The sequence below is a fragment of the Mucilaginibacter sp. SMC90 genome, from assembly GCF_022811725.1.
GTDB lineage: Bacteria > Bacteroidota > Bacteroidia > Sphingobacteriales > Sphingobacteriaceae > Mucilaginibacter.
This window is the reverse complement of the sequence record NZ_CP094527.1, coordinates 7751623-7778269: the sequence shown is the minus strand read 5'-3', so window position 1 is coordinate 7778269 and position 26647 is coordinate 7751623. Positions and strand designations below refer to the sequence as shown.

Here is a 26647-nt window from a genome sequence, read left to right as displayed (position 1 = left end):
ATAAAAAACATGAGTTAAAGCAGGATGCTTCTATTGTAGAATGGTATCCTGTTTTAACTCATGGTGATCCTCAAATCCTAAAAATCAAGGTTCTTACTTTTGCCGGAACCAAACCTGTATCGGCGCACCCGAAAACTCGAAGTTTTCGCGGAGTTTGTTTTCTATAAAGCGGTAGTAAGGCTCTTTAACGTACTGCGGCAAATTGCAGAAAAACGCGAACATTGGCGATGAGCCTGCAATTTGGGTAATGTATTTTATTTTAACGTACTTGCCCTTAATTGAAGGCGGAGGATAGTTTTCGATAATAGGCAGCATTACCTCGTTTAGTTTTGAAGTAGGTATTTTGCGCGCCCGGTTCTTGTAAACGGTGTTGGCCACGTCTAAAACCTTTAACACCCTTTGCTTTTCGGTAACGGAGGTAAATACAATAGGCACATCACTGAATGGGGCAATTTTATCGCGGATCTGCTCTTCAAATACCTTGACAGTTTTGTTGTTCTTCTCAATCAAATCCCATTTATTCACCACAATCATTACACCTTTTTTATTCTTTTCGGCCAGGTGGAAGATGTTGATATCCTGCGATTCAAAACCCTCAACGGCATCAATCATCAGGATAATTACGTCGGCTTCTTCTAATGCTTTAATGGTACGCATTACCGAATAAAACTCGATGTTTTCTTTAACCTTGGTCTTTTTACGCATCCCGGCGGTATCTATCAGCATAAAATCATGACCGTACTGGTTATAATGGATATGGATAGAATCGCGCGTGGTGCCGGCTATTGGGGTAACGATATTGCGGTCTTTACCGATCAGGGCGTTAATTATTGACGATTTACCAACATTAGGCCTGCCTACAATGGCATATTTAGGACGGGTGTTTTCTTCCAGTACTTCATCTTCAAAGTGTTTTACTACTTCGTCTAAAAGTTCGCCGGTACCGGAGCCTGTCATTGACGAAATGCTGTAGATCTCGCCAAGGCCAAGGCTGTAAAATACCATGGCATCAGCAACCTGGTTATTGTTATCCAGTTTGTTTACCACTACAAAAACAGGTTTTTTGCTTTTACGCAGGCGATTAGCGATCTCGTCGTCCAGGTCAGTGATACCGGTGGTAACATCCACTACAAACAGGATCACTGTAGCTTCTTCAATGGCAATATCAACCTGCTCACGGATGGCGGCTTCAAAAACATCGTCGGAGTTGGCTACATAGCCGCCTGTATCAATAATAGTAAAGTTGTGGTTAAGCCATTCGGCAACACCGTAGTGCCTGTCGCGCGTTACGCCGCTAAAGTCATCAACGATAGCCTTGCGGCTTTCGGTTAAGCGGTTATATAATGTTGATTTGCCTACGTTGGGCCTGCCCACTATGGCTACTATGTTACTCATATTTTTTATTAAGAGTCGGGATGCAAGAAATCAAGATTCAGGAATACAAATCTATCTAACTTAACAACTGCTTCTACGAAATTTTTAATTTTTATTAATGATAGGTCAAGATGTTGGATTATCCTGCATCCTGATTCTAAAAGTCTTGATTCTGTTCTTCCTATTCGTACCCGAATTGTTTGAGGTAATTCTTTTTGGTGCGCCAGTCGGGGATTACTTTTACAAACGTTTCCAGGAAGATTTTTTTCTGGAAAAAGTCTTCCATGGAGCGACGGGCGTAAGTGCCTACTATTTTCAGCATTTCACCGTTTTTACCGATGATGATGTTTTTTTGCGATTCGCGCTCAACAATGATCTCGGCACTGATGCGGTAAAGTTTCTCGCCTTCTATAAAGGCCGTTACAATAACCTCGGTGCTGTAAGGGATTTCTTTTTTGTATTGTTTAAATACCTGCTCGCGGATCATTTCGGAAGCAAAGAAGCGGTCATTACGATCGGTCAGTGCATCTTTTTCGTAATAGGCCGCATGCTCGGGCAGGTTTCCGATCACAAAATCCATAATAGCCTTAATATTGTGCCCGTGCAATGCCGATATGGCGAAGATGGCTTTAGGGTTTAGTTTCTCCTGCCAAAACTCAACTTTCTTTTTTACGGTTTCCTCATCACTTTGGTCAATTTTATTGATCAGGATGGCAAGAGGCGCTTCAGAACGTTCCAGTTTTTTTAGAACATCTGCCTCGTCGTACTCCTCATAAATGTCGGTAACCAGCAAAATAAGGTCGGCATCAACAATAGAGCCGTCAACCTGGTGCATCATGCTCTCGTGCAGGGCATAGTGCGGTTTGATAACACCGGGCGTGTCCGAAAACACGATCTGGTAGTTTTCATCATTCACAATACCCAAGATACGGTGACGCGTAGTTTGTGCTTTAGGAGTGATGATGGACATTGTTTCGCCCACCAGCGCGTTCATAAGGGTTGATTTCCCTGCGTTGGGTTTACCTATTATACTTACAAAACCTGCCTGATGAGCCATAGAAAAATAATTAAAAATATATTTGGACTGCAAAGAAACGAATTATATCTTTGCAGTCCAATTAAAACGGAGTGCAAATTTGCATTTTGATAATTGGAAGGACCTTTCCGGGGTTATGTCCGGATCTTAAATATATAGCACAATACAGTGCGGGATGGAGCAGTTGGTAGCTCGTCGGGCTCATAACCCGAAGGTCGTAGGTTCGAGTCCTGCTCCCGCTACGAAAATGAAAAGCCTCAAGTCGAAAGATTTGAGGCTTTTTTTATTCATTTTTCAAACTTTTCACCGGGTTAGCCATTGCTGCCTTTATTGCCTGGAAACTTATGGTTGCCATTGCGATAATTATTGCAACCATTCCGCCTGCTGCATTTTATCATGACGTGCTGTTTAAACCTGGAGTAACACTGAATGAAGTAAATGTTAATTTGATCTCATTATGGCCTGTAATATTACTTAAATTTTATTCTAAATAACCCCGACCTCGGGCCGATCCACCCACCTCAATCATAGTTTAGCAATTATCACCGAAAGTATCGCCTCCATGCCATTCATTGCGGCAGGCAGCAATATTTTTCAGTCCCCTCATTGGTAAAGAAACTACCTTCATTAATATGAACAAGTTCAAAATCCGTGTGTCTTTGCTATATTTGACAATCAACTTTCATTTCAAATTGATTACGGACAGCAAGTCGGTAATTATCCTATTTAAACATGAAAATTCACTATTTATATCGTATATCCGATAGTAGTAACCCTAAGGACAAACTACATATCTTCACAAAACTTCGTTGTCTTGTTAATTTTATAACTGAATTTGATATTGATAGTTTATTAGTATTCGCCGACAACTGCAGCAGCAATACTATTGAAGATATTAAAGCATTAGGTATAGAGCCGATAATAACATCCCTGGGAAACTCGGGATCTTTTCGACATATCGTCCAATATTCAATTGATTGCTTCAAGCAAGAAGATTTCGTTTACTTCGTTGAAGACGACTACATCCATCTTCCCTTTGCGTCCAAAGCCCTCCAAGAGGGTTTAGGGATTGCAGATTACGTCAGTTTATATGACCACCCCGATAAGTATATCAATTTCAGCGATCATGGCCCTAACCCATATGTCGAAGACGGCGGTGAATTGACAAGTGTCTTATTCTCGGGCAACTATCACTGGAAAAGGACAGGTTCTACAACGATGACTTTTGCCGCAAGTGTAAAAACTATAACGGAGGATAAAGAAATTTGGTGGTATTTCACCAACAAAGCCTGTCCTGAAGATTTTTTTGCCTTTCAAATATTGACGAAACAAAAACTCAGATTATTAGGCCGGTCCAAAAAGGAGCTGCTCAGATTGTTTATAATGAGAAGGAATGTAAAAAAAAGAAGCCTGATCACACCAATACCAGGGTTTGCAACACATACTGAAAAAAAATGGCTTTGCCCCATTAGCCACTGGCATAGTTTCCGATCCTGGGCGGAAATTGAATGATGCTATTCAGATTATATTCCGTTATCTCTCGCTCATGAAAAGCGTGCTTATAAAATGAAAAGTTTTTTATACAGTTTTTATTCTGCTTTTGGGCTGGAGCTATGATCTGCCATGGATTTCCTATCTGTTAAGTTTAAGACTAAAAACCTGGATGAAATACTAACGCATTTAATAGGAAGGAGAAACAGAAAGCAAACACTGTTTTCGAATGAAAAATTTGTTGGTCTGGCGATAGCAAGGTTTGAAGGGCTTAATCTATAACCTGAAGATCATCAATGCAAATATTGCTCCCGCTACGAAAATGAAAAGCCTCAAATATATCAATCGAAAGAAAAAGAGAGATGAAATTTATATCGCCAATATAAAGCCTGTAGGTCAATATTTCTTTCAAATCTCCTCCTGGGTGAAGGATGTTCCTGTTCATCGTATTTGCACATTCCCTCAAATTTGATATGTTTGAGGCTATGAATCAGCAACCTTCCGCAGCAAACCCGGTTAGCCGGATCCTTACTGCAAGCCTTATTGGTACAACCATTGAGTTTTTTGATTTTTATATTTATGCCACCGCCGCGGTGCTGGTATTCCCTAAATTATTTTTCCCTGCCGCCGATCCAACATCGGCAACGCTCGAATCACTGGCAACTTTTGCACTGGCCTTTCTTGCACGACCAATAGGGGCTGCTATATTTGGGCACTTTGGCGACCATAAAGGACGTAAAGCTACATTGGTTGCGGCATTACTAACCATGGGGCCGTCAACCGTTGCTATCGGGCTTTTGCCTGGTTATGCTTCTATAGGTATTGCAGCACCAATATTGCTTGCCCTGTTCCGTTTTGGGCAAGGGCTTGGTTTAGGCGGGGAATGGGGCGGTGCGGTATTACTGGCAACAGAAAATGCCCCTGCAAATAAAAAAGCGTGGTATGGCATGTTTCCGCAGTTAGGTGCACCTATTGGGTTTCTGCTATCGAGTGGTACGTTTTTTATCCTCAGCAAAACCATGAGCGAAGATAATTTCATAACCTATGGCTGGCGCATCCCGTTTATTGCAAGTGCATTATTGGTTTGGGTTGGGCTTTTTGTGAGGTTAAAAATATCCGAAACTCCGGAGTTTATGAAGATGGTTAATAAAGAAGAGCGCTCAAAAGTACCGATTGTAGATGTTTTAATAAAGCATACTGCAGCCATTACCTTAGGCACGCTGGCAACTGTTACCACTTTCCTGTTGTTTTATTTGATGACAGTGTTTACACTAAGCTGGGGCACTACAGCGCTGCATTATACTAAAAGCGCCTTCCTGATCATACAGATGATATCAATGGTGGCATTTGGCATAGGTATTCCATTGTCGGCCGTGCTGGCAGATAAGTATGGGCGTAACAACATGCTAATTGTGGCAACAATATGCATTATAGCGTTTGGGCTTGTTTTTGCATCATTATTTACTACCGGCAGTTTAATCATGACCGCTATATTTTTGTCGATAGGGATGTTTTTGATGGGGCTCACCTACGGGCCGATAGGTACGGCGCTTGCTGGAATCTTTCCGCCGGCAGTGCGTTATACCGGCGCTTCGCTGGCTTTTACCCTGGCCGGTATTTTAGGTGCATCGCTTACACCATATATGGCAACTATGCTGGCACATAACTATGGACTTGCCTATGTAGGTTACTACTTAACAGCAGCTTCAGTAGTTACGTTGTTAGCTTTAATTGGGGCTAAAAAATTGATGAAACAACAGGTTGAATAAGTAGAAAGCATGTTAATGCTTTAAGTCTCATTGAAGACAAGCGTTTTGAGAAGGCCTCAAATTGGAAGATTTGGGGCTTTCTCATTTATCGTTTTGTTTTGCTTTTCAAATACTTTAAATTTCATTAACTAATTAAAGCAAACGCAAACAAGCTTAACTATAACTGGTCATGAAAAAAACTACCCTTATCCTGCTGCTCATTGCTGCCTCATTTGGCTCCGGGTTTGCCTTTAAAGCTGCCCTGACTGCATCAACCCACCAACCTGCCGAATTAAAAAGGGTAACCGGCATTGGTGGTATCTTTTTTAAATGTAAAGAACCTGCTAAGGTTAGGGCCTGGTATAAGGAGCACCTGGGGTTACAGACAAATCAGTACGGTGCTGTGTTTGAATGGAGGCAAGGTGCCGATACGCTAAAAAAGGGATTTACCCAATGGAGCCCTTTTAATGAAAAAACCAAATACTTTGCACCTTCTGATAAAGATTTTATGGTTAACTATCGTGTTGCAGATTTGACGGCACTCGTAACACAGCTCAAAAAAGAAGGTGTAGCTATAGTTGATACAATTGAGACCGTTGACTATGGCAAATTTGTTCATATCATGGATGTTGAGGGCAACAAGATAGAATTATGGGAGTCCAACGATATTGAGTATGAAAAATTAGGTATAAAAATGGGCGCTCAAACTACCAAATAAAGAGGAGCCAAGCCGATGATAAACTACTACCTTGGTTTATTTAAACAACCCGGGATAATGCCGCGCAATCATATCTTTTTCGTCATTTCCAAGCGCGCTTAATAATACCGGGGTATCCTGTGGCCTTACACCTTTTTGATTGATGCGGTTCATGAGGCTCCAGTCTTTTACCGGTTTTTCAGGTGATGGATCGGCCGGTTCTTTTGCCGGCAGGTCATAACGTGTAAAATCTACTACCATTTCCGGGCCGTTTTTATGCCAGTTTCTCAAAGTAGCCAGGCGAAACTCCTTGTTCATATACCACTTGATCTCCTCGTTGCCCCAGGAGTTGCCTATCCCAAGCCCTTTTTCTTCAAAGCGGTAATTCCATTGGCTATTGTCACGGTAATGATCGTGCCAGATTTCGCCATATTCACCAAAAGTGACGAATTTAACATCCGGCCAACGTTTTACGGTGTCTCCCGTCCATTTATCTAATGCCCTGTAGGCAAGGGTATCGTCCCAATTTTTTCGCTCGGCTATTTTAACCAGTGCTGCTTCCCAAATGTTGGGCACCCAGCCAAAGCCGTTAAGCTCAAAGCCCCTGTCAAAATGGATGGCCTGTGTATGCATGACCGAATAATGGCCTATATCCAGGCCCCAATCACCGTAGGTTTCAATAGGGCCAACGCCCCGGCGACTTGCAGCCCCGTTAAATGGCGTTGTGCCCCACACGTTTCCGCTTTGAAGGGCACACAAAAAATCAACGCTCCAGCCGTCCAGGTTTACACAGTCGATAAAGTCGCTTTTACCCTGTGCCGGTTTACAAAAATGTTGCTTTGATGGATAGAAAGGGTAGGAGGGTGAGCCATCGGCCCCGCCGCCATCTGTTTCATGCTGGCTCCAGATCACGGCATGTGCTACGTGAATATTTTCTTTTTCGGCTAAATAAGCCAGGTTATTGGCCGATAAAAAACCGCCCATAATTGCTTTGGGCCGGTAACCATTACCGGCCATGGCGGTTATGCGCTGCAGGGCTTCAGTCATCTCCTGGTTTACCCTTTTACGGGGGAGGTACATTGCCGGGAAATATCCCGGGAAGTAGGAGATCTCATCGCCATACTTAAGCCGGCATTCGGCTGCATATTTACGGATATCAACATAATTAGGCCGCTTATCTTCCAGTGCATTTAAGGTAAAGCCCCAGGTTAGCCGGCCTCCGGGCACGTTTTTGGCAAAAATCTCCCTTAAATGCTGTACTACTTCAAGTGTATGCGCAAAACCTTCATCCCTTTTGATCAGTTTTACATCCCGCGATACTTCCCATGGAGAGGTACGGATCATAATACAAAAGGTAACAAAACGGTTGCCCATGAGGGCTGAAGGTTTGTTAGCCGAAAAAAGGTCAAGAGCACCGGCTTTGCCGATTAAAGGATTTGCTAATACGGCAGCACCGCCCAGTAAGGAGTTTTTACAAAAAGCCCGTCTTTCCATTAAGTTTACATTTGGATTCAAATGTAACTACAAGTTCATTTCTTTTTCCTGTGATGTTTTAGAAAATTGCTGCAAGCGGCAACACATCTATTCAATGGCATTTGCTTCAAGTATAACAGCTTTCCTGTCAAACTTCAATTCGGAAATGAGCGTTGCTGCAAAAATCAGGCTTCCGCCTGTAAACAACCGCCAGGTTAGGTGTTCGCCTAAAATGAAACAGGCGGCAATTGCGCCAAACACCGGCTCGAAAAGATATATTATGGCAACCCTTTCGGCGCTCAGGTAGCGTTGCGAAATATTGGAAATGGTGTACATGTAAGCTGTAGAAAATAGCGCACAATAAGCAATACCCATCCAAAATTGGTTACTTTCAGGCAGCCAGTTTGAGCTCGTATCCACCAATGCCAGGCAGCAGGTGATCATGGCGCATGCCGCAAACATAGGCACTACAGTATGTGCGATATGATCTGCCCTGGAAAGCTTTTCTACCTTGATGAGGTAAACGCCAAAGCCTACGGCACCACTAATGGTATATAAATCGCCGATGCTAACCGAAAAGTTGGCATTCAAGGAAATAACTGATAAACCGGCCAGGGCAATTACAGCCGCGAGCCAGATCTTTGCAGGCGCAACGGTATTATAAAAAACCGCCTTTAGCAAGGGAATAATGATTACACATGTACCTGCCACGAAAGAGCATTGTGATGCGGTGCTATACTTTATCCCCAGGGTTTGCAGATAGATTCCGAGGGTAAGAGGGACCGCAAGGATTGCCCCTGTTTTAGCAGAATGCCAGTTTATTGTTCTTAAATGCTTCACAAATATGACAGACAGAACAATTGTTGCTGCTAAAAAGCGGTAAAACAAAAAGGTGAGCGAGGATGCATGGCCTATAGCCAGCTTAGTTACTGAAAATGATATGCCCCAAAAGGCTGTGCCTAATATCAGCAGTAAAAGGAAAACATTCTTTTTATCCATCTCTCAATTGTTTAATAGATCCTTTTTCATCATGATATCAATTTGTTTATCGGTGCCTAACATGAAAACGTGCCTGTCAAAATCCACGAAACCGTTTTTCTTATAAAAGCTCATCGCCCTGAAATTATTTTCCCATACGCCAAGCCATACATACCGGCAGCCGGTTTGCCTTGCAACCTCCATGGCTTTATTGTAAAGCAGCTGGCCAACTTTTTTGCCATGAAATGCCTGGGATACATAGATGCGCTCAATTTCCAGCGCGTCATGATCTTTAAGGTCTGTTTGCGCGTGCCCTGCGTTCAACTTCAGGTATCCTATAACTTCCTGATCCAATACGGCAAAATAAAACTGTGATAATTTGTTGCTTAGCTCTTCGGTGAGCCTGTTTATTGAAAAACTCTCACTAAGGTATTTAGCCATATCTTCCGGGGTGTTAACTGCCGAAAACGTTTCTGAAAAAGTTTTTATACCTATATTTTGAAGTTGAACAACATCTTTCGGCGTTGCGTCAACAATTTTTATACTTTCCATGCTACGAATTTACCAGGATATTAAATGCGATAAAATGCTATTTTGTCATCCATTAATGCATATATTGCATTAATGGATTTGCTGCAGATCAAATATTTTTTAGCCCTGGCGCAGGAACTTCATTTCTGGAATACGGCCGGAAAGATGAACATCACACAATCTGCCCTTAGTCGTCATATCCAATCTTTGGAGAGCGAGTTAGGCCTGGTGTTATTTGAGCGTAATAAGCGTAATGTTAAACTGACCCCTGCAGGTAAATTTTTGCAGGAGAAGTGGGAGGTTGAATTGAACGAGCTTGAGTTTATTCACCAGTTTGCCAAACAGATCCATTTAGGAGAAAGCGGCACAATAAGAATTGCCCACCCCGATTCCATTTCTGGTTCTATCATCCCGGATATGGTCGACCGTATTTCAAATGCATTTCCTAAGCTGCAGATTGAACTGGTGCAACTGCGATACGAAAGTCAGCAGGAATATCTGAGAAATTATAAGATCGATCTGTCGGTTACAAGGGATATCAACACTTCCCAGGGGATCAAATCAAAAAAAATTTACAGCGATCACCTGTCAATTGTAGTTCCGGAAGATCACTTTTATCATACGATAGAGGATCTGTCTAAAGAAACCCTTTTGCAGCAAAAATTTATATTGCCCATAAGGGATGAAGGAAGCAGCTATAGTGATATTATTCAGCAAATGTTCAGGTCTTTTGATATTATACCCGATGATTACCTGCATTCCGAGTTTGGGTCAACAATTATTGCACTGGTACGGAAAGGACTTGGTATAGCCGTATTACCAGATTCCTATATTTACCATGATAGCCCGGGAATAAGATTCATCAGGCTTCCTTTTAAAACAGACCTGTATATCAACTGGAGAACGGATGACCATAATCCGGTACTTTCAAATGTATTAAAATTGGTTTTGGAGTGAAGAGAGGTTTAGTGTGATTGTGTTTTTTGCTTTGATATTACCCGCTGTATTGCAGCGAGACTCATTTTAGCTACAAAATCCCCCGATCAGGCTACAAGCGGCCAGCTGTATCTGCAGAACTTTGGTGTATTCAAATTATATGATTATGGAACATCAAAATGAAAATCAAGGTTATAAAGTATGGTTTATCACAGGCGCTTCCCGTGGTTTTGGGAGGGTTTGGGCCGATGCAGCATTAAAACGAGGTGATAAGGTTGCTGCTACTGCACGCAAGCTGGCAAGCATTGCCGATTTGAAAGAGAACTACGGTGAAAATATACTGACCTTACAGCTTGACGTAACCAATCCTGATGAGGTAAAGGCCGCTGTAGAGCAGGCGCACGCTCATTTTGGGCGACTTGACATAGTGCTTAATAATGCCGGCTACTCATTGGTAGGGACTATTGAAGAAGGAAGCGCCGACGAGGTAAGGGCATTATATGAAACCAATATTTTTGGCACACTATCGGTGATCAAAGCTGCGTTGCCCTTGCTGAGGCAGCAGGGTGGTGGCCGTATACTTGGTGTATCGAGCGGGCTTGGCCATGTAACAATGCCGGTAATTGGTTATTACTGTTCATCAAAATGGGCATTTGAGGCAATTCACGAAAGCCTGGCAAAAGAAGTAGCGTCTTTCGATATTAAAGTAACCATTATAGAGCCCGGTGCATATGCCACAGAGTTTGGAAGCCAGGATTCTTTGAAGTTTGCAGCCGGTATAGATATTTATACAGACTTTAAAGCTCAGTTTGTTGATAGTTTAAAAACCATGGAAAGGGGAGATCCGGAGGCGACACCGGAAGCTATCTTTAAAATAGCAGATGCTGAGAACCCGCCGTTGCGGTTTTTCCTTGGCAGCCATAATTTACCCTGGGTACGTGCTGCTTATGCAGAGCGGCTGGCCATTTGGGAAGAGTGGGAACCGGTTTCAAACGCTGCACAGGGCGAATCAAGATAAAATGATCATAGTTATGTAAAACACCAATGATAGCCGGTATTTTAATATAATACTGACTATCATTGCATTAAGTTTTTGAGATGAAAAGGGAAGAAAACAGTCCTCTTAAATTTGACTCATTATCGGATGTGCACCGGGCTTTTGGCTTGCCAAAGCCACTGCATCCATTGATCAGTTTAATTGCCGGTACCGATAACCAGGTTATACCACGCAGGCCATCCGGCTCTCATGTGCTTAGCTTTTATAAAATTTCGTACCGGCCAAAGCTTAGCCCAAGAATAAAGTACGGACAGGATTATTATGACTTTGATGAAGGCGGTTTATTGTTTGCTTCGCCCAACCAGGTTATTGGCGGCAATAATGAGTATCACGAAGGTGAATGCGCGTTGTATACCCTGTTGATCCATCCAGATTTTTTGTGGAACTATCCTTTAGCAAAAAAGATTAAACAATATGGTTTCTTCTCTTATTCGGCCAATGAAGCATTGCATTTGTCGGATAAAGAAAAAACAACCATTATTTCACTTTTTAAGATCATTGAGGAGGAATTAAATAGCAGGATAGATGATTTTAGCCAGGATGTAATTATTGCCCAAATTGAGTTATTGCTCAATTATGCCAATCGTTTTTACAAGCGCCAGTTTATTACCCGTAAAGCCGTAAGCAGTGATCTGCTGCAAAAGCTGGAGGAAATTTTAGACGGGTACTTTGCAAATGATGGGGCGTCAGGCCAGGGAATCCCGACGGTTCAATACCTGTCAGAAAAGCTGAACATGTCGCCGGGTTACTTAAGTGATATGCTGCGCTCCCTCACGGGGCAAAATACACAGCAGCATATCCACCATAAGCTAATCGAAAAAGCAAAGGAAAAACTATCTACTACAAGCTTGTCTGTAAGCGAAGTTGCTTACGAACTGGGTTTTGAGCATCCGCAATCGTTCAGTAAATTGTTTAAAACAAAAACTAACCTGTCTCCGCTGGAGTTCAGACGGTCATTTAATTGAAATTGCTATACCGGTGTCTTTATTTAGTTTCGGCATTATCCAGATTGCCCTGGTGCCAATAGATCATATACCGGGCATCGTGTAATTTGTAAAAAGGGATTAATTCCAGATTTTTAAACTTATCAGGGCTAATCAATTCGGGAGCAACAAAGGTTTGAGGCTTCCCTGCAACAGGTTTTAAATAGTTTTGGAGGTTAGCCTGGTTACTTGCCAATATCGGTGCCTCATTTAAGGGGTACATTTTACCACGGGCGCGGTAACCTCCAAACTGGTCGCCATCTGCAATTAAGTTATCAAGATCGGTAGTATCCGTTTTGGCAGCTAACACAATCGGCCCATTTAAAAATGCTACATAATGTGAGCTGTCCGGTAATGCCTCGGTGCTCAATTCCATCGGTAAACGAACTGTTATTTCATCCCCCTTTTTCCAGAGCCGGTTAAGCTTTACATAGGAGCCAGGCTGCGCATTAACAGGTACTTTGGCACCATTGATCTTGATTTGTAGTTTGCCTGCTTTTACCCAACGAGGATAACGGATGTTGATATCAAACCTGCCGGGTTTCACCGCGTCGATTGATAGCCTGGTTGTTTCCTCATCCGGAAATTTGGTTTGCTGCGAAAGCACAAGCCCTTGCGCTGCCCAATTTAAGCGTGATGCAATAAACAGGTTTACATAAATATTTTTTTGCTGATAACTGTAAATGAGTTCGCCGTATTTGCCGTGGTTTTCCATCCCGGAACCTACGCAGCACCACATATCAACCTGAGGCTGCGAGTAAACACGGTAGTGGCGCGGACGCATGGAAGTATAATAAACAAAACCGCCATGTACAGGATGCTGACTTGAAAGGATATGATTATACAGGGTACGTTCGTAATAATCCATATACTTAACCTCGCCCGCTTTTTCAAAAAGATGACGGGTTAGCTTGAGCATATTGTAGGAATTGCAGGTTTCGGGGCCTGCAATGTCTGTGATCATTTTTGTGAAATTACCTGTAGGGTTAAAATGCTCATTTACACTGTTACCGCCAATTACAACCGACCGGTTATTGACCACCGTTTCCCAAAAAAACTGTGCAGCTTTACCATAATCTGCACCTCCGCCAACTTCTGAAATGCGTTGAAAACCTACCGCTTTAGGAATCTGCATATTGGCATGTAACCCGTTAAGCTCGTCGTGCCCCTGAATTAATGGGTTCAGGATCTCTTTGTGGGAAAATCTTTTGGCTAATTGAAGGTATTTGTCCTGCCCGGTGATAACGGATACATCGGCAAAAACTTCGTTTAAGCTACCTTGTTCTGAAATGAGCATGGTTTGGATCTGTTCGTCAGTTAATTTGAGCGAAACGCCATAAATATAATCTGTTAGTTGTACCAGGATATTTTTTGCCTGGCTTTTTCCGGCAATCAGGTAAGCATCGCGTAAACCTGCAAAAAGTTTGTGGATATTATAAAGGGGTACCCACTTTTTGTTAAGAGCGAAGGTATCGGCTTCAATTTTACCTGCGACAATATCTTTCCACATGGCTGTGCCTCCGGGTGTACCGCCAAGGTAGCCGCTTCCTGTTTTATCCTGGGCACGTTTTAGCTGGGCCAGCATATAATCCAGCCGGCGGTTCAGCTCGGCGTCATGGGTGGAGGCATACATAAATGATAAGGCTGATAAATAATGGCCGCCGATATGTCCATCCAAACCTGTATTTTCCCAGTTTTCATAGCTTTTCTTTTTAGGCTTAAGCCCCGCCTCGGTGAGGTAAGGCGCAAGCAGACGATCAGGGTCTAAAGCAAGTATGTAAGCCTTGTCTGTTAATTGCGCGTTTTTAAATACTCCGGGCAACAATGTTACCTGCTGTAGTGAAAATGAATGCAGGGAAGATTGTGCCTGCGCATAATCAGAGGCAAAAAAGCAAGTTGATATTGAAAGCAGCGTTAAAAAACGGCGTAATATTTTCAGGGTTATCATGATTGGTATTACAAATTGGTTAGCCCTACTAAGATAATGAATGTTTTTAATAATTGTTATTTTAACACACATTAATCGGGTTACCTCAAAATGCTGACATCGCCGCTGCGCAAGGGACTGCCATCTTTCAAATCGATAACGTAATAGTAAACGCCGGTTGGCACAGGTTTTCCGTTAAAAGTGCCATCCCAGGCTTTAGGATAACCCTTGCTTTGAAATACGATAGCGCCATTGCGGTTGTAAACAGTTACTGTGCCGGTTGTATACCCATCTAAATATTTGATGCTCCATAAATCATTAATTCCATCGCCGTTGGGCGTAAAAGTGTTGGGGATTACAATATGGGGGATTACCTTCACTGTAACTTCGCTTTCGGTAGCACAACCATCAACCGAAACTACGTTTAACTTATAAGTTGTTGTAACTTCGGGACTTGCCACCGGCGCTGCTGATGCCGGGTCGCTAAGCCCGGCCGAAGGTGTCCATGTATAGGTTGCAATGTTGCCGATTACCACCGGGGTTAAGTTTACGCTATTGCCGGAAAGGATCTCTTCTTTTGGATTGAGCGTAATTGCCGGGACCTGGTTTACATTCATCTTCAGATCGAGGCCGAGGTTGGGGATGCCGCAACCATTACCCGTGGTAACAGCACAATTTACCATGTCGCCATCTTTTAAATTGCTTGTTGTAAATTTAAAGTCGTTGGGCCCCGTTGGCACATCGTTCACCAGCCATTGAAAAGATGTACCGGGATCACCGTTAATTACATCAGCAGTAAAGGTTACAGGATTACCTGCACAAACCTTTAGCGAAGGTGTGGACACGGATACTGACCTGCCCGGCGGTGCCGCAGAATATTTGGCCGTTGCCATGAACGAAGCGGTAGCCACACCCCCTGTTTTATCAACTGCTGTTAAGGTTACCTGCACGGGCACGTTATTGTAGATAGGCGAATTAGGTGCCGGCGTTTGCGTGATTTTTATTTGGCTATCTGGGCAGTTATCAGTTACAGATGCTTTTATAACGTAATTGGCCAGGTTGGCGCAATCCTGTAAGATAATGTCATTATAGGCAGATGTAAATGCAGGGGTACTTTGAACGTTAACCGGTATAACGGCTGCAGATTGCTGGCAGGTGCTTGACCCGATATTGCCTGTGAGCTGGTTTGCACCGCCTCCCGCTACGGTTGATACCACAGTACCGAGCGTAACTTTCCTGATGCGGTTGTATACCTGATCAACTACGAAGAGGTTGCCGCAAGGGTCCATATCTATAGCGCAAACCTGGCCAAAGGAAGCCTTCGCACCGGTGCCATCGACATAATCTAATGAAGGGTGACCAACAAACGTCCGCGCTTTTCCATATTTGTCAAGTATTTTTATCATGCCGCCATCACCTATAAATAAATTGCCGGCTCTGTCAAACTTTAGCCCGGTTGGGCCTATATAAAAAGCATTTACAGGATCGTTAATGCTTTCGGGATAATACAGTTTACCCGGGTCAAAATAAGTAGATACCGTACCATCAGGGGCAATCCTTTTTATCTTCACCTTATCTCCTAATTTAAATTCCACAATACCTACATAAACATAACCTGCATCATCGGCGGCTATGCTATATATGAAGTGGAAACGGGCTAATTTACCCGGTCCGTCAAGATCTCCGTCAATAGTTCCGGCAAGCCTCTGGAGTACCCCGTCGGCCGTAATTTTATAAACTACGTTGTCTGTATTTGTTACAACGTATATATTGTGTTGCTTATCAATCGTTAACGCCCCCGGATTTAATATGAGCTTGTTAATATCCGTCACTGTACCATCAGGGCTTATTTTTTTTACTTTACTGGCGTCAACATCTGAAAAAAAGACGTTACCGGCATCATCGCATACCATTCCGCCAGGCGGGATACGACCAACTGTACCAGCAGTGCCTCTGAATACGTCGGCACCTATGCCTGGCGGCCCGCCGGCAAAAATGCTTACCGTGCCATCGGGCGTTATTTTTCGGATCATGAGTGTGCTTGCCCCTCCAAAATATAAATTACCGGCAGGGTCAAAGCAAAGTGCTGTCAGGTCGGTTATCCGGATAGCATCCGGATTCGGCGGCGTAGATACACCATTGGTTGCTGCGGCTATAGTTACGGTTTGCGGGCCGGTGGTACTGCAATCAAAGGTGTTGGGGGTAAACCTGAATTTGGTGGTTGAATCTGTTGTATTGGTAACAGTAGCAAGATCTGTTACATATGCCGGATGATCGCCTGATGAGTTAATAGTATAGTTGCCGCCAGCATCAAGTTTTAGTACAATTGGTTGATTTTTGGGGATAATTACCGGAGCCTGGGCAAAGAGAGATAACCGCATGCAAAAGCATAGCATGGCAAATGCAGATCCGATGGTTTTGTAACAGATCAAATGGTTGTTAGGTTAATTGGTTTTGGCTCAGGTAAATATAAGGTAAAATTGAATTTATTTGGTTAGCTTCATTTGCAATGATTTGTTTATATGTTAAAAAATAGCTACTGTCTTTTTTACATTTTAATTACTATCCGTAGAAATTTTTACCTATCATTACAAAATGCATTTTGTAATTGGTTCCAAACTCCTCCTTGTAGCTTGTCTATCACTTATGAAGCCGGTAAAGCCTGCCGCGCATCACGCAGCAAAAAAACATAAGGCAAATAAGACAACAAAATCGCATAGCCATTCAAGATCACGACACCATTATGCCGAAGTTGAAGCCAACTATGAAACCGGCGAAACCACACCGGATGAACTGGTAGAGTTTGCTCAAACACTTAAAGGCATCAGGTACAGATATGGTTCAACCAACCCGGAAAAGGGCTTTGATTGCTCGGGTTTTGTTAACTATGTTTTCAGTCATTTCGGTATTTCGATACCGCGCAGCTCATCTGATTTTGCGCCGGTTAAGGGTATTGATATTAAAGATGCCCAATTTGGCGATCTGATATTGTTTACCGGTACCCGAAGCCACAATTACCATAGCGCGGGCCATATTGGAATAGTGATATCGCAGCCCGGCGAACCATTGGTATTTATCCACTCAACATCGGGTGATGAAAATGGCGTTACAGAAACTGCCATGAATGAGCGTTACCAACGCCGGTATATTAAAACTATCCGCGTGTTTAAGGAAGAGCCGCAAGTACAGGAAGAAGATGTTGTTCCTGATACCTTAGAAGAAGCGCGCTAATTCCCTTTTTTTATTGTAGAAACGCATATTTGCACATCCCGCTTGCAGGCTATCAACATACTAATCCATTATGCTTATTTTGAGACGCAATTAAGCGTATCTGCATTTACTCGTCCTGAAAATTTGACTTCTTCTTTTAAAAATCGGGACAGGCTACCTGTAAATGGCAGCCTGTCTAAGCACCGGGGCCTGCCGCAATGCTTAGTCAGGCATGGCTATTATTTGTATAGTTATCATGTAAGCTTCTTTACGGCAGTAACTTAACATCATCCAAATTGTGCTCCAGTTTCCATTTTTCAACAATAGGTTGCTCCAGTTGTATCTGGCGGTATTCGTCGGGAGCCATGATGGGTACACCATAAACAATGGGGTAATTGCGTTGGCAAATGGTGCAGCTTAATATTCCCTCTATTATATTTTGTGCCATGTCTTTTACCAATATCTGCAGGTTAAGGTCGCTTTTATCAAAAGGGCAGCATAGTTTTTCAATTGTTTTCAGTTGCATGTTGGGTAGGATTTATGCTTAGCGCGTTTTTAAATTCTTTAACTTTTTGTTCAGGGTCTTCGGCACTTAAAATGCCGGATATTACGGCTACGCCGTCAAATGGGGTGAGTTTTTTTAAGCCGGGAATATTTTGAGGGGTAATGCCGCCGGCAACAAATATGGGCATACCGGTAAGAAGCCGCGCCCTTTTTACAGTTGCAGGCATCACGATATTACAAATGCCTGCCGATGAGGATGGAAACATGGAACAAAACGAAACATAATCCAGATGATTATCCTGGGCCCATGCTACTGTCTGCAGGTTTTCTGAACAGGTTATGCCGGTTAGGAATGGCCTGCTTACTGTATTTTGGATAAGTGATAAAGATGCCGGAATGTTATCAAAGTGAATTCCGTCAAGGGCGGGCACATCACGCAGTAAAGTCCAATCGGCATTGATCAGCAACGGTACTGCATAAGGTTTGCAAATAGCTGCAATCTTTTCAATCAGCGCCGGTTTATCCGCGGCGGGCTGCCAGTTGTTCCAGATCTGTACTACTTGGATCCCGCCCAACAGGGCCGATTTTAACTTGGCAAGCAGTATGGCCTCATCAATAGCAGGGTTTAACACCAGGTAGATACCACCGGTAATTTTAGGGGTGTTTTCCATTATTTCCATCCGTTTTTATAAGCGTTAAAAAAGGCATCCCAATAGGGGTCCTTACTAAAATAAGGCATGTTTTTTTCCATGCCGTTTTCAATTATCTTGTATTCGTCTGCCTTAGCTGTAAACTCACCAACAATAGTTGCCGGGATATTATTTTTCTTTAAGCGGTGCAGTACATTCTGACTCCATTGTTTTTTTACGGCAATGATCATGGCCCCCGCACCAATGCAATAACGCGGATCGATATTAAATGCTGAGCAAATTCCGCCCGCTATATCATCAATGGGAAGCAGATCGTTATCTATCACCACCCCATTGCCCGATGCAACGGCCATTTCATATATGGCACCCAAAACGCCGCCTTCGGTTACATCATGCATAGCGGTTACTTTGTGAAAGCGGTTGCCTATCCCGGCTGCGGTTATTCCATCTTTTAGCGATGATGTTTGATAAAACATTTCGCAGCCCCGTTGATAAACCTCAACCCCCAGTGTGTTCTTTACCGTTTCGGGAAAGCTCATGGCCAGTATAGCTGCCGACGACATGGCGCATTGCTTGGTAACGATGATCACATTGCCAGCCTCTGCATATTTGCTAAGCAAGATCTCGTTCAATGGTGCGGTGAGCAGCATGGTGCCGCCGCCTGCAATGGTTGAGTTTTGACCTTCAATGCTGCCGGTATGCCCGCCTGTGATGGCTACGCCGATGTCATTGCAATAGCGGTGGATATAGTCCCAATAGGTAGTGAAATCTGTTTGGCTTAAACCCGGTGGCAGGTTAAGCACCATTTGCGCGTATTGCGGGGCAAAGCCCGTAGTTGCCATATCGTTGGCCATTAAATGCACCGATAGCCATGCCGATTCCTGCAAGCCTAAAGAGGGAATAAGCGATAACGGATCGCTTGTAAGTGCAAGACCTAAACCTCCCGGCAAACTGATCACCGATACATCAACCCCAAAAGCAGGGCCGCCGATAACTTCGGCCCGCGGATGCCCGCAGCGCGGCAAAATGATCTGCTCAAAGCCATCGCCTGTTATTTTTCCGGATAAAGACATAATAGCTTAATCAAGCAGTTTTACGTACAATCCGAAAAAATCGCCGGCGGGCACGCTCCATTGCTGTACCGGAAACCATTTAGGCAAGCCCGTGCAGGTCCATTCAATGCTGTATTGCCGGCCTTGTAAAGCTTCTTCTATCTTTTTAATGAGCATAGCCGGCGTATAAAAAGTAGCCGTTACGTAAAATGGATTTTTACCGAACATTTGCTGCACCCGGCGGCGCAGTACTTTGGGCGAATTGCGGTTCATCATACCGAAAGCGATACCATGTTTACCAACCCTGGCAGCTTCGCGGATCACCTGAACCGGGTCGCGGTAATATTCAAACGTGGTAATAAAGGCAACGGCATCAAAAGTATGGTCCTTAAAAGGCATAAAGTGCGAGTCGGCATTTACTAAATCGCCTTTAAATAAGTGCACAGCCTGCCCGAGCATAAAAGGGGAAAGGTCGCCGCCCGTGGCGTCAATACCAATTTCGTGCCACCACCGGGTAAAGCGGGTGGTACCGCAGCCAAATTCAAGCAGTTCCTTAACCCGGGTATCGTTGCCAAGCAACTGCGCCATTACCTTTTTTTGCCATACTTCTGCACGTTTATAGCGGCCCTCGTACCATTGCTCGTAAGTGTCGGTGTGTTCGCGGTTAAAAAACCATTCCTTGCGGCCCTGCCAGTTTGCAAGGCTTTGGGTCATGAGGCCAAAATTGTTTCCGGGTTTCATTTGTTTAGTTCATTAAATTAAAAAGCCTTGTTACTGACCGGTAATACGGGTACAGAAACAAGGCCTTGTATGAAAAAACAGCAAACGCCGAAAATCAAACTGAAGAGCCAGTGCATCCCTACGCCGGTATTATCCGTGTCAGGTTATGCGGGTATTATCTCAGCCTTAACCATTATGGTTAAAGCACCCCGTGCTATATAAAACGAAGGTAGTTTATTTAGCCGAAAAACAGCAGCATCAATTCATTATTCGGCGTAAACATGGCTATATTTGGTTGTTACCTAATCTGAAAACTCTTTTACATGACCTTATCCTTATCTTCCATTCACAAAAATATCTGGTTAATTATTGTTGTCGCCTTTGTTATTCTGGGAGGAGGACTGCTTTTAATGCATCATGTTAGCCCTCATAAAAGCGGTATTGTTGCAACTGGTTTTATGGCAGATATCGTGGTTACCTTTCCGGTAGTTTACTATTTCCTGATCATTAAACCCTTTAAGCAAAAGCTATGGCGAATTATGCTGGTAATTACTTGCTGCTGTGGCGTAGCTTATTTGATTTTGCCGGCAGAGCAGCAGGGATATATCATTCAGCTAAGAAAGTTAACAGCTGGTTTGGAGCTCGGTATGCTCATTTACTTTATCAGCAAGATCAGGCATATTCAGAAAGCGTACAAACAGCTACAAGCTGAGTTTCCGGACGTAGCTTTTAATCTGCACAAGAGTATGGAGATGGTATTAGGAGATGGTGTTCCTGTTAAGATCATGGCATCGGAGATAACCATTGTGCGGTTTGGGCTGCTTTGCTTTAAGCGGGAAAAGGGGATCCCTACTAATGTTAAACGCTTCAGTATTCATAAAAATTCGGGATATGCTGCTTTGTTTGGGGTGATCATGGCTGTTTCGGTTATTGAGATGGTAGCATTCCATTTGTTTTTAACGCGCTACAGCGAATTAGCGGCCGTCATTGTTACTATATTGAGTGTTTACGGCTGCCTATTTATCACCGGCGATTTTTCCGCACTATTAAAAAGCCCGGTACTTTTATTGGAGAATAAGCTGCTGCTGCGTGCGGGATTACGCTACCGTACACTGGTTAAACTGGATAATATAGCTTCAGTTGAAAAAGTAGGAGGAAGCTTTGAGCCCGACGCCAAGTGTTTTAAAGGCGGTGTAATGAAAAATACTTTTAATGTATTGATCACTTTTAAGGAGCCGGTAATTATCGAACGCCATTACACGAAGCCAGCAGAAAGCAGCCAAATGGTGTTAAGTATAGATGAGGTGGATGATTTTATAGAAACCCTGATAGCTAAAGGTGTTATATAACCAACAGGCCGTTTCAAAAAACCGCCTGTTGGTTTGGTTGATATTATTCAGTGGCTGAACCTTTCAATCCATTCGGGAACATTGCTTTGGCAACTAAAGCCATATCCAGGGCTTCCCGGATCAATTTGATCTTGCCATTATCGGCAACCACACGGCCCATATAGGTTTGCGGATAGGTGCGGCCGGTTGAGTTGACTATAGCGTTCACATCATATTCGCCAAATGCCTGGTCTGGTGTATCGATATGGACCCTGATGTTTTGGAATTTAAAATTGCCGAATGTTTTTGGCAGGTTTTTAAGGAAATTGTAGATCACATCCCTGCCTTTCCATTGCCAGGGTAAGCCTAAGCTTGCCAGGTAAGGAAGTTCAAAAACGGCGTCATCGGCAAAAAGTTCAATAGCGATATCGGGATTGTTGATATTTTCGAGGTAGCCGAGCAATAATTCTTTAGCGGTTTTCATTTTATTACGATTTAGTTTTGTGCTGCCCGTCTGTTTTCCGGACATCACAAAAGTGCAAATAGCACTAAAGCTGTGCATTGATGTATCATAAGAAAGGAATTGATATTTATCAATGAAATTAATAGGTTAAAGGATAGCGTGTTAAGTAATTGTTAATGACATGGGGCGATTTGTGACACACAGATGTGATAACTTATTGTACATTTGCAGCATCAAAACAGTGCGGGATGGAGCAGTTGGTAGCTCGTCGGGCTCATAACCCGAAGGTCGTAGGTTCGAGTCCTGCTCCCGCTACAAATAACAATAAGAAGCCCTTAGAGATGATCTAAGGGCTTTTTTGGTGTCAAAACGATACCCTTTTTCTGCAGGGAAAATCAAACACTATCTAATAATAACAAGCTATCCTGAAAAAATTGACTGCCCGTTTTTGGGGGCGATAACGTAATAATATGTGCCCGCAGGTTATATTGTTCCTTTATAGTGTTGCCGCTGTAATTGCCTGCAGGGGGTAGTTGATGAAGATCTTTATGTTAAGTGCAAAGCCTGTGCCGCTTAGTGATACACTGAATTAACGTTCAAGCGAATAGTTAAATGTTTTATTGCCCTGCGTTATAGTAAACATGCCTTTGGCTGTCCCAAATGCGAAGGTTGCCCCCAGCATTTTAGATTCAAACGTATTGTTGGATAACGGTTGCAGAGGAAACGCCTGTTGACCGGGAACAGCTATGCTTAAAATTCCATCATCTGCTGTAATCGTGATCTTCAATTGTGTATCCTTGCTAATATAAGTACCAGTATAATGCATAAGCCTGGCGGTATCCAGCCGCATCACTTTAAAAGTTGGAATGGTATAAGGCATATTAAAGTAAATACTCATTACACCAGTCAAAACCTCATTCCTTGGATAAATACCGCCATTTGAAAAATAGGCTACGGCTACTTTTTCTTTCGGAAAATAACATATTTCGGCAAAGATCCCATCAATATTACCAGTATGCCCAAAACTGATATGACCGGAAAAATCAAATTTAAACATTCCCAAACCGAAATTTCCTGTTTCCGGCTTCATCAATTCCAATTGTTTTGGGGTAACCAATTTGCCGTTAAATAAGGCCTGGATAAATTCCAACATATCTGATGTGGTGGAAACAATGGCTCCAGCACCACCCGGAATGCTAAGGTCTGTTTCGGCAGTCCGTTCCCAATGCCCATTTCGCCAATTGAAGGGCCTGGCGTAGTCAATAGTATTATTGGGGGGGCGCCGTAAAAGGTGTTTGCAAGACCAATCTTCGTAGTAATCCGCTCTTTCAGGTTTTCACTGTAAGGTTTTCTTGTCAGTATCTCCACGATATAGCCAAGCAAAACAAAATTTGTGTTGCTGTATCCGGTGTCATTATCAGGTTCAAAATCCGGTTTGTAGTTTGCTATTCTGGCCAGCATGTCTGAATGGGTTTGCAACTTGGTATAATAAGTACTTAAAGCCGGATCCACTGTAAAATCGTGCAGGCCGCTACGATGCCCCAACATCATCTTTATCGTGATTTTTTTCGCATTCGGCATCTGCGGAAAAAAGGCAGACAACGGTGTTGTTAGTTGTATCTTATTTTCGCCGATAAGTTGAAAGATCATTACCGCTGTGAACATTTTGGTTATAGACCCGATCCGATAACGTGTTTTCGGGCTCGCAGGCAGTGTATTCCCAACGCCGATAGACTTTTGATAAACGATATAACCATTCTGCGCTATTGCTATACTTCCCATCCCCTGATGTTTGGTATCGAGTGCGTTTAGCATCGAATCGATTTTGGATTTGTTAAAATCCTGCGTGCATGAAGTGAACAAGCTAAAAGCAAAAATCAAACTTAAAAGGTTCTTGGGGAGCATATTGGGTTGAGATCTGTTTAAATATAAAGTAAACGCTGGCCGGGCATTGTAACAGATAGAAAATACTTAAAGGTTAGGCGGAATACCAATCAGTTTCGCATTCAATTTGGGTATTCTTAGTCTGCTGAAACGTAACGGAGGATATTTCTTTAAATTATATAGCAGTCAAAACAAAAAAACTCACCGGAAATTATCCGATGAGTTTATGATAGCATGCTGCCGGGTGTTTTGGCTTACATTAAGCGTAAACAACATCTAATGTAATTGGCACATTCAATGCTTTGGAGATGATGCAATGCGCCTTTGCGCCTTCAGCAATTTCGGTAAATGTTGCTTCGTCTACACCTTCGATGATACTTGCTTTTAATTCCAAATGGATACCGGTTATGCTTAATGCCTGCATATCAAGATCAACTACGGCTGTGGTAAAAATATCGCCAGCGGTAATATTGTGGTGCGCTAATGTTGCGCTGAGGGCCATCGAAAAACAACCTGCATGTGCGGCGGCAATCAATTCTTCCGGGTTAGTGCCGATGCCATCGGCAAAGCGGGTTTTAAATGAATATTGTGTTTGATTAAGCACAGTGCTTTGTGTGCTGATTTCTCCTGTGCCTTCTTGTAAAGTACCGTTCCAATGTGCTTTTGCTATACGTTTCATGATTTTTTTATTTATGAGTTAAGAGATTTATTATTTGATTTTTGTTGGTTATTATTTGCTTTCGGTAATCAGGATCGCAGCCAATTTATCAGGCATAGAAATGAATGGGGTATGGCTGCTTTGCAGGGTATAAACTTTATCTACCTTGCTGTTTTTTACCATATACTGTTGTGCAGGATAACTGATAGCATGGTCATTAACTGTATGGATATACACCTTTCTGATGCTGCCGAAATTCTTTTCAGTAAGGTGAACAGGTGTGGCCAGTGGAGCCAGTGGTTCTGGTTTAATGTTGGCGGCTATATATTCCTGAACTTGCTGTGGTGCATCTGCAGCGAAGATATCGGCGGCGGCATCTTTTGCAATTATTGCTGCACCATGTTCTTTATCAATAGTAAGAGATTTACCGATATGAGAAGCCGGATCGCCTTTTGCAAGTCCTAAAAGGCTGTCACCATCGTGCGGCAATGCAGCTGCAAGGAAGATCAGTTCTTTAACCTGTGCTGGAACATCTTCAGCAACCTGGCTGATCACGAGTCCGGCAAAGCTGTGTCCTACCAAAATTACATTAGTGCGGTTGCCGATGGCAGCTTTTACCTGGTCAACATAAGTTTGAAAGGTTATACCGGCAAATGAGGTAGTATCTTTTCCGTGACCTGCAAGGTTAACATTGATCACCTCTTCGCCCTGGGCTTTTAACAAAGGAGTCACTGCATCCCATGAAGATGCATCTGACCATGCGCCGTGAACAAGTACAATAGTTTTAGAATTTTTTCCGGTTGTTTTTTGGGCTTGAGCAGTAAAACCTAATATGCTCATTGCCATCATTATAATTGCTGTTTTCATGTTTGTTTAATGCCTAATTGTTTAGGACATGACAAACATCGGGCTATCCCGGGGCAATAAGTTTAACCCAGGTTAAAATCAAAAAAAACCTCTAAAAAAAATTTTAGAGGTTGGTCAGCAAAAAAAAGTACAGCTGTTTTTTTCATTGTGTCTATCAGATGTATTTAGGGGAATGGGGTGTTAATATACCTGCCATAGTTAAAAATAGATGAGCAACGGTATATTTAAACACGGAAGCATAAGCGTGTATTCCACACGCCTATGCTTCGACTGGTATCAGACTGATGCTTATTACGCAACGCCGTTTAATGCATTAAAAGCTTTTTCGGGCGATTCTTTATTGATGTTATAAAAGTGATCAGAAAAGCCGACCCTAATCTCAAATTTATCTTCAGCTAAGCCACTTATAATTGCATCAGCTACGGCAGCAGGAGGCATCTTATCGACAGGGATGTTTTTAGCAAATTCGGTGTCAACTAACGGAGGCAGTACTTCAAATACTTTAACATCGGATTTTGACAACGATAATCTTAATAACCTGGTGTACGATTGCAAGGCTGCCTTACTGGCGCTGTAAGTTGGCATAACAGCCCATGGTACAATGGCAACAACTGATGTGATATTGATCACTGCAGCAGCTGCATTTTTCTTCAAAACTGGCAAAAGCTTTTCCGTTAATCTCACAGGGGCCAAATAATTGATCTCCATCTCCTTGCGGGCACCTTCATAAGCATCGGAGTTTTCATCCAAAGAGTATTGATACGCGCTGCCAGAGTTGTTGATCAATACATTTAACTCGGGGTAAAGTAATTCCACTTGCTGAACCAATGCATCCAGTTCGCTTTTTACAGTCAGATCACATTGAATCACACTTACGTTATCTAAACTGCGGGCAGCGGCATTTAATTTATCGATGTTTCTGCCTGCAATAATTACTTTATTGCCAAGTGCAGAAAACTTACGGGCGGTTTCCAAACCAATACCAGAACCACCACCAGTGATCAGGATTGTATTGTTATTTGTTTTCATGATTTTTATTTATGAGTTAAGAGATTTTATTTGATTTTTATCGGTTATTAT

The 26647-nt window shown here is 42.9% G+C and carries 25 protein-coding genes, 2 tRNA genes and 1 riboswitch; of the genes, 10 read left to right on the top strand and 17 right to left on the bottom strand.

Annotated features, from left to right (window positions below; translation table 11 throughout):
* Nucleotides 1-93 precede the first annotated feature (93 nt).
* Nucleotides 94-1395, bottom strand: coding sequence for a ribosome biogenesis GTPase Der (der, locus tag MTO98_RS32520; protein WP_243483711.1), 1302 nt, complete (start codon nt 1393-1395; stop codon nt 94-96).
* A gap of 160 nt (nt 1396-1555) precedes the next feature.
* Nucleotides 1556-2431: a GTPase Era gene (gene era / locus MTO98_RS32515; protein WP_243483709.1), complete on the bottom strand. Its 876-nt coding sequence runs from the start codon at nt 2429-2431 to the stop codon at nt 1556-1558.
* Between the two features lie 148 nt (nt 2432-2579).
* Here era and MTO98_RS32510 point away from each other — a divergent pair.
* The 4 genes from MTO98_RS32510 to MTO98_RS32495 all read left to right on the top strand — a co-directional run bounded on the left by MTO98_RS32510 (nt 2580) and on the right by MTO98_RS32495 (nt 6367).
* Nucleotides 2580-2652: transfer RNA gene (locus MTO98_RS32510), tRNA-Met, on the top strand.
* Nucleotides 2653-3142: 490 nt separating this feature from the next.
* The gene (locus tag MTO98_RS32505; RefSeq protein ID WP_243483707.1) at nt 3143-3922 is read left to right on the top strand and encodes a hypothetical protein; all 780 of its coding nucleotides are present in this window, start codon (nt 3143-3145) and stop codon (nt 3920-3922) included.
* Between the two features lie 464 nt (nt 3923-4386).
* Nucleotides 4387-5670, top strand: coding sequence for an MFS transporter (locus MTO98_RS32500; protein WP_243483705.1), 1284 nt, complete (start codon nt 4387-4389; stop codon nt 5668-5670).
* Nucleotides 5671-5839: 169 nt separating this feature from the next.
* A complete protein-coding gene (locus MTO98_RS32495) occupies nt 5840-6367 on the top strand; it encodes a VOC family protein (protein WP_243483704.1) in 528 nt (175 codons plus the stop codon).
* A gap of 36 nt (nt 6368-6403) precedes the next feature.
* Here MTO98_RS32495 and MTO98_RS32490 read toward each other — a convergent pair whose 3' ends face one another.
* The 3 genes from MTO98_RS32490 to MTO98_RS32480 form a co-directional block, all read right to left on the bottom strand.
* Nucleotides 6404-7840: a DUF3863 domain-containing protein gene (locus MTO98_RS32490; protein WP_243483702.1), complete on the bottom strand. Its 1437-nt coding sequence runs from the start codon at nt 7838-7840 to the stop codon at nt 6404-6406.
* An 87-nt stretch (nt 7841-7927) separates the two neighbouring features.
* The gene (locus tag MTO98_RS32485; protein WP_243483700.1) at nt 7928-8818 is read right to left on the bottom strand and encodes a DMT family transporter; all 891 of its coding nucleotides are present in this window, start codon (nt 8816-8818) and stop codon (nt 7928-7930) included.
* Nucleotides 8819-8821: 3 nt separating this feature from the next.
* On the bottom strand, nt 8822-9349 hold the full coding sequence (locus MTO98_RS32480) for a GNAT family N-acetyltransferase (RefSeq protein WP_243483697.1): 528 nt from the start codon (nt 9347-9349) through the stop codon (nt 8822-8824).
* A 72-nt stretch (nt 9350-9421) separates the two neighbouring features.
* Here MTO98_RS32480 and MTO98_RS32475 point away from each other — a divergent pair, with 72 nt between their 5' ends.
* From MTO98_RS32475 to MTO98_RS32465, 3 genes are all read left to right on the top strand, one after another.
* Nucleotides 9422-10285 carry a LysR family transcriptional regulator gene (locus MTO98_RS32475; RefSeq protein ID WP_243483695.1) on the top strand — a complete coding sequence of 288 codons (864 nt, stop codon included), beginning with the start codon at nt 9422-9424 and terminating at the stop codon, nt 10283-10285.
* A 145-nt stretch (nt 10286-10430) separates the two neighbouring features.
* On the top strand, nt 10431-11282 hold the full coding sequence (locus MTO98_RS32470) for an SDR family NAD(P)-dependent oxidoreductase (protein WP_243483694.1): 852 nt from the start codon (nt 10431-10433) through the stop codon (nt 11280-11282).
* Between the two features lie 80 nt (nt 11283-11362).
* A complete protein-coding gene (locus MTO98_RS32465; protein WP_243483691.1) occupies nt 11363-12286 on the top strand; it encodes an AraC family transcriptional regulator in 924 nt (307 codons plus the stop codon).
* A 19-nt stretch (nt 12287-12305) separates the two neighbouring features.
* Here MTO98_RS32465 and MTO98_RS32460 read toward each other — a convergent pair whose 3' ends face one another.
* Both MTO98_RS32460 and MTO98_RS32455 read right to left on the bottom strand, forming a co-directional pair.
* Nucleotides 12306-14252 carry a glycoside hydrolase family 127 protein gene (locus MTO98_RS32460; RefSeq protein ID WP_243483689.1) on the bottom strand — a complete coding sequence of 649 codons (1947 nt, stop codon included), beginning with the start codon at nt 14250-14252 and terminating at the stop codon, nt 12306-12308.
* Between the two features lie 80 nt (nt 14253-14332).
* Complete coding sequence (locus MTO98_RS32455) at nt 14333-16663, bottom strand: gliding motility-associated C-terminal domain-containing protein (RefSeq protein ID WP_243483688.1); 2331 nt, start codon at nt 16661-16663, stop codon at nt 14333-14335.
* Nucleotides 16664-16877: 214 nt separating this feature from the next.
* Here MTO98_RS32455 and MTO98_RS32450 point away from each other — a divergent pair, with 214 nt between their 5' ends.
* Nucleotides 16878-17462: a C40 family peptidase gene (locus MTO98_RS32450; RefSeq protein ID WP_243483686.1), complete on the top strand. Its 585-nt coding sequence runs from the start codon at nt 16878-16880 to the stop codon at nt 17460-17462.
* A gap of 247 nt (nt 17463-17709) precedes the next feature.
* On the opposite strand, the gene MTO98_RS32445 is transcribed toward MTO98_RS32450, so the two are convergent.
* From MTO98_RS32445 to MTO98_RS32430, 4 genes are read right to left on the bottom strand one after another with little or no spacing between them, the layout of a single operon-like run.
* Nucleotides 17710-17967 (bottom strand): Trm112 family protein, encoded by a 258-nt coding sequence (locus MTO98_RS32445; protein ID WP_243483684.1) that lies wholly within the window; start codon nt 17965-17967, stop codon nt 17710-17712.
* Complete coding sequence (locus tag MTO98_RS32440) at nt 17948-18616, bottom strand: thiamine phosphate synthase (RefSeq protein WP_243483681.1); 669 nt, start codon at nt 18614-18616, stop codon at nt 17948-17950. The genes MTO98_RS32445 and MTO98_RS32440 overlap by 20 nt, the downstream gene beginning before the upstream one ends.
* Nucleotides 18616-19668, bottom strand: coding sequence for an AIR synthase family protein (locus MTO98_RS32435; RefSeq protein ID WP_243483680.1), 1053 nt, complete (start codon nt 19666-19668; stop codon nt 18616-18618). Before MTO98_RS32435 ends, MTO98_RS32440 begins: the two co-directional genes overlap by 1 nt.
* 6 nt (nt 19669-19674) lie before the next feature.
* On the bottom strand, nt 19675-20388 hold the full coding sequence (locus tag MTO98_RS32430; RefSeq protein ID WP_243483678.1) for a class I SAM-dependent methyltransferase: 714 nt from the start codon (nt 20386-20388) through the stop codon (nt 19675-19677).
* 98 nt (nt 20389-20486) lie between these two features.
* A riboswitch (TPP riboswitch) is annotated at nt 20487-20589 on the bottom strand.
* A gap of 101 nt (nt 20590-20690) precedes the next feature.
* On the opposite strand from MTO98_RS32430, the gene MTO98_RS32425 reads away from it, so the two are divergent.
* Complete coding sequence (locus MTO98_RS32425; RefSeq protein ID WP_243483676.1) at nt 20691-21716, top strand: hypothetical protein; 1026 nt, start codon at nt 20691-20693, stop codon at nt 21714-21716.
* 43 nt (nt 21717-21759) lie between these two features.
* On the opposite strand, the gene MTO98_RS32420 is transcribed toward MTO98_RS32425, so the two are convergent.
* Nucleotides 21760-22179: a nuclear transport factor 2 family protein gene (locus MTO98_RS32420; RefSeq protein WP_243483674.1), complete on the bottom strand. Its 420-nt coding sequence runs from the start codon at nt 22177-22179 to the stop codon at nt 21760-21762.
* A 221-nt stretch (nt 22180-22400) separates the two neighbouring features.
* Between MTO98_RS32420 and MTO98_RS32415 the strand changes: the two genes are divergently transcribed.
* A tRNA-Met gene (locus MTO98_RS32415) sits at nt 22401-22473 on the top strand.
* A 274-nt stretch (nt 22474-22747) separates the two neighbouring features.
* Here MTO98_RS32415 and MTO98_RS34350 read toward each other — a convergent pair.
* From MTO98_RS34350 to MTO98_RS32395, 5 genes are all read right to left on the bottom strand, one after another.
* Nucleotides 22748-23332, bottom strand: coding sequence for a serine hydrolase domain-containing protein (locus MTO98_RS34350; RefSeq protein WP_256464383.1), 585 nt, complete (start codon nt 23330-23332; stop codon nt 22748-22750).
* Nucleotides 23248-24063 carry a serine hydrolase gene (locus MTO98_RS34345; protein WP_256464341.1) on the bottom strand — a complete coding sequence of 272 codons (816 nt, stop codon included), beginning with the start codon at nt 24061-24063 and terminating at the stop codon, nt 23248-23250. Before MTO98_RS34345 ends, MTO98_RS34350 begins: the two co-directional genes overlap by 85 nt.
* 238 nt (nt 24064-24301) lie before the next feature.
* Nucleotides 24302-24721 carry an OsmC family protein gene (locus MTO98_RS32405; RefSeq protein WP_243483672.1) on the bottom strand — a complete coding sequence of 140 codons (420 nt, stop codon included), beginning with the start codon at nt 24719-24721 and terminating at the stop codon, nt 24302-24304.
* Nucleotides 24722-24772: 51 nt separating this feature from the next.
* Nucleotides 24773-25567: an alpha/beta fold hydrolase gene (locus tag MTO98_RS32400; RefSeq protein ID WP_243483670.1), complete on the bottom strand. Its 795-nt coding sequence runs from the start codon at nt 25565-25567 to the stop codon at nt 24773-24775.
* Between the two features lie 291 nt (nt 25568-25858).
* On the bottom strand, nt 25859-26596 hold the full coding sequence (locus tag MTO98_RS32395; RefSeq protein ID WP_243483668.1) for an SDR family oxidoreductase: 738 nt from the start codon (nt 26594-26596) through the stop codon (nt 25859-25861).
* Between the last annotated feature and the right edge of the window lie 51 nt (nt 26597-26647).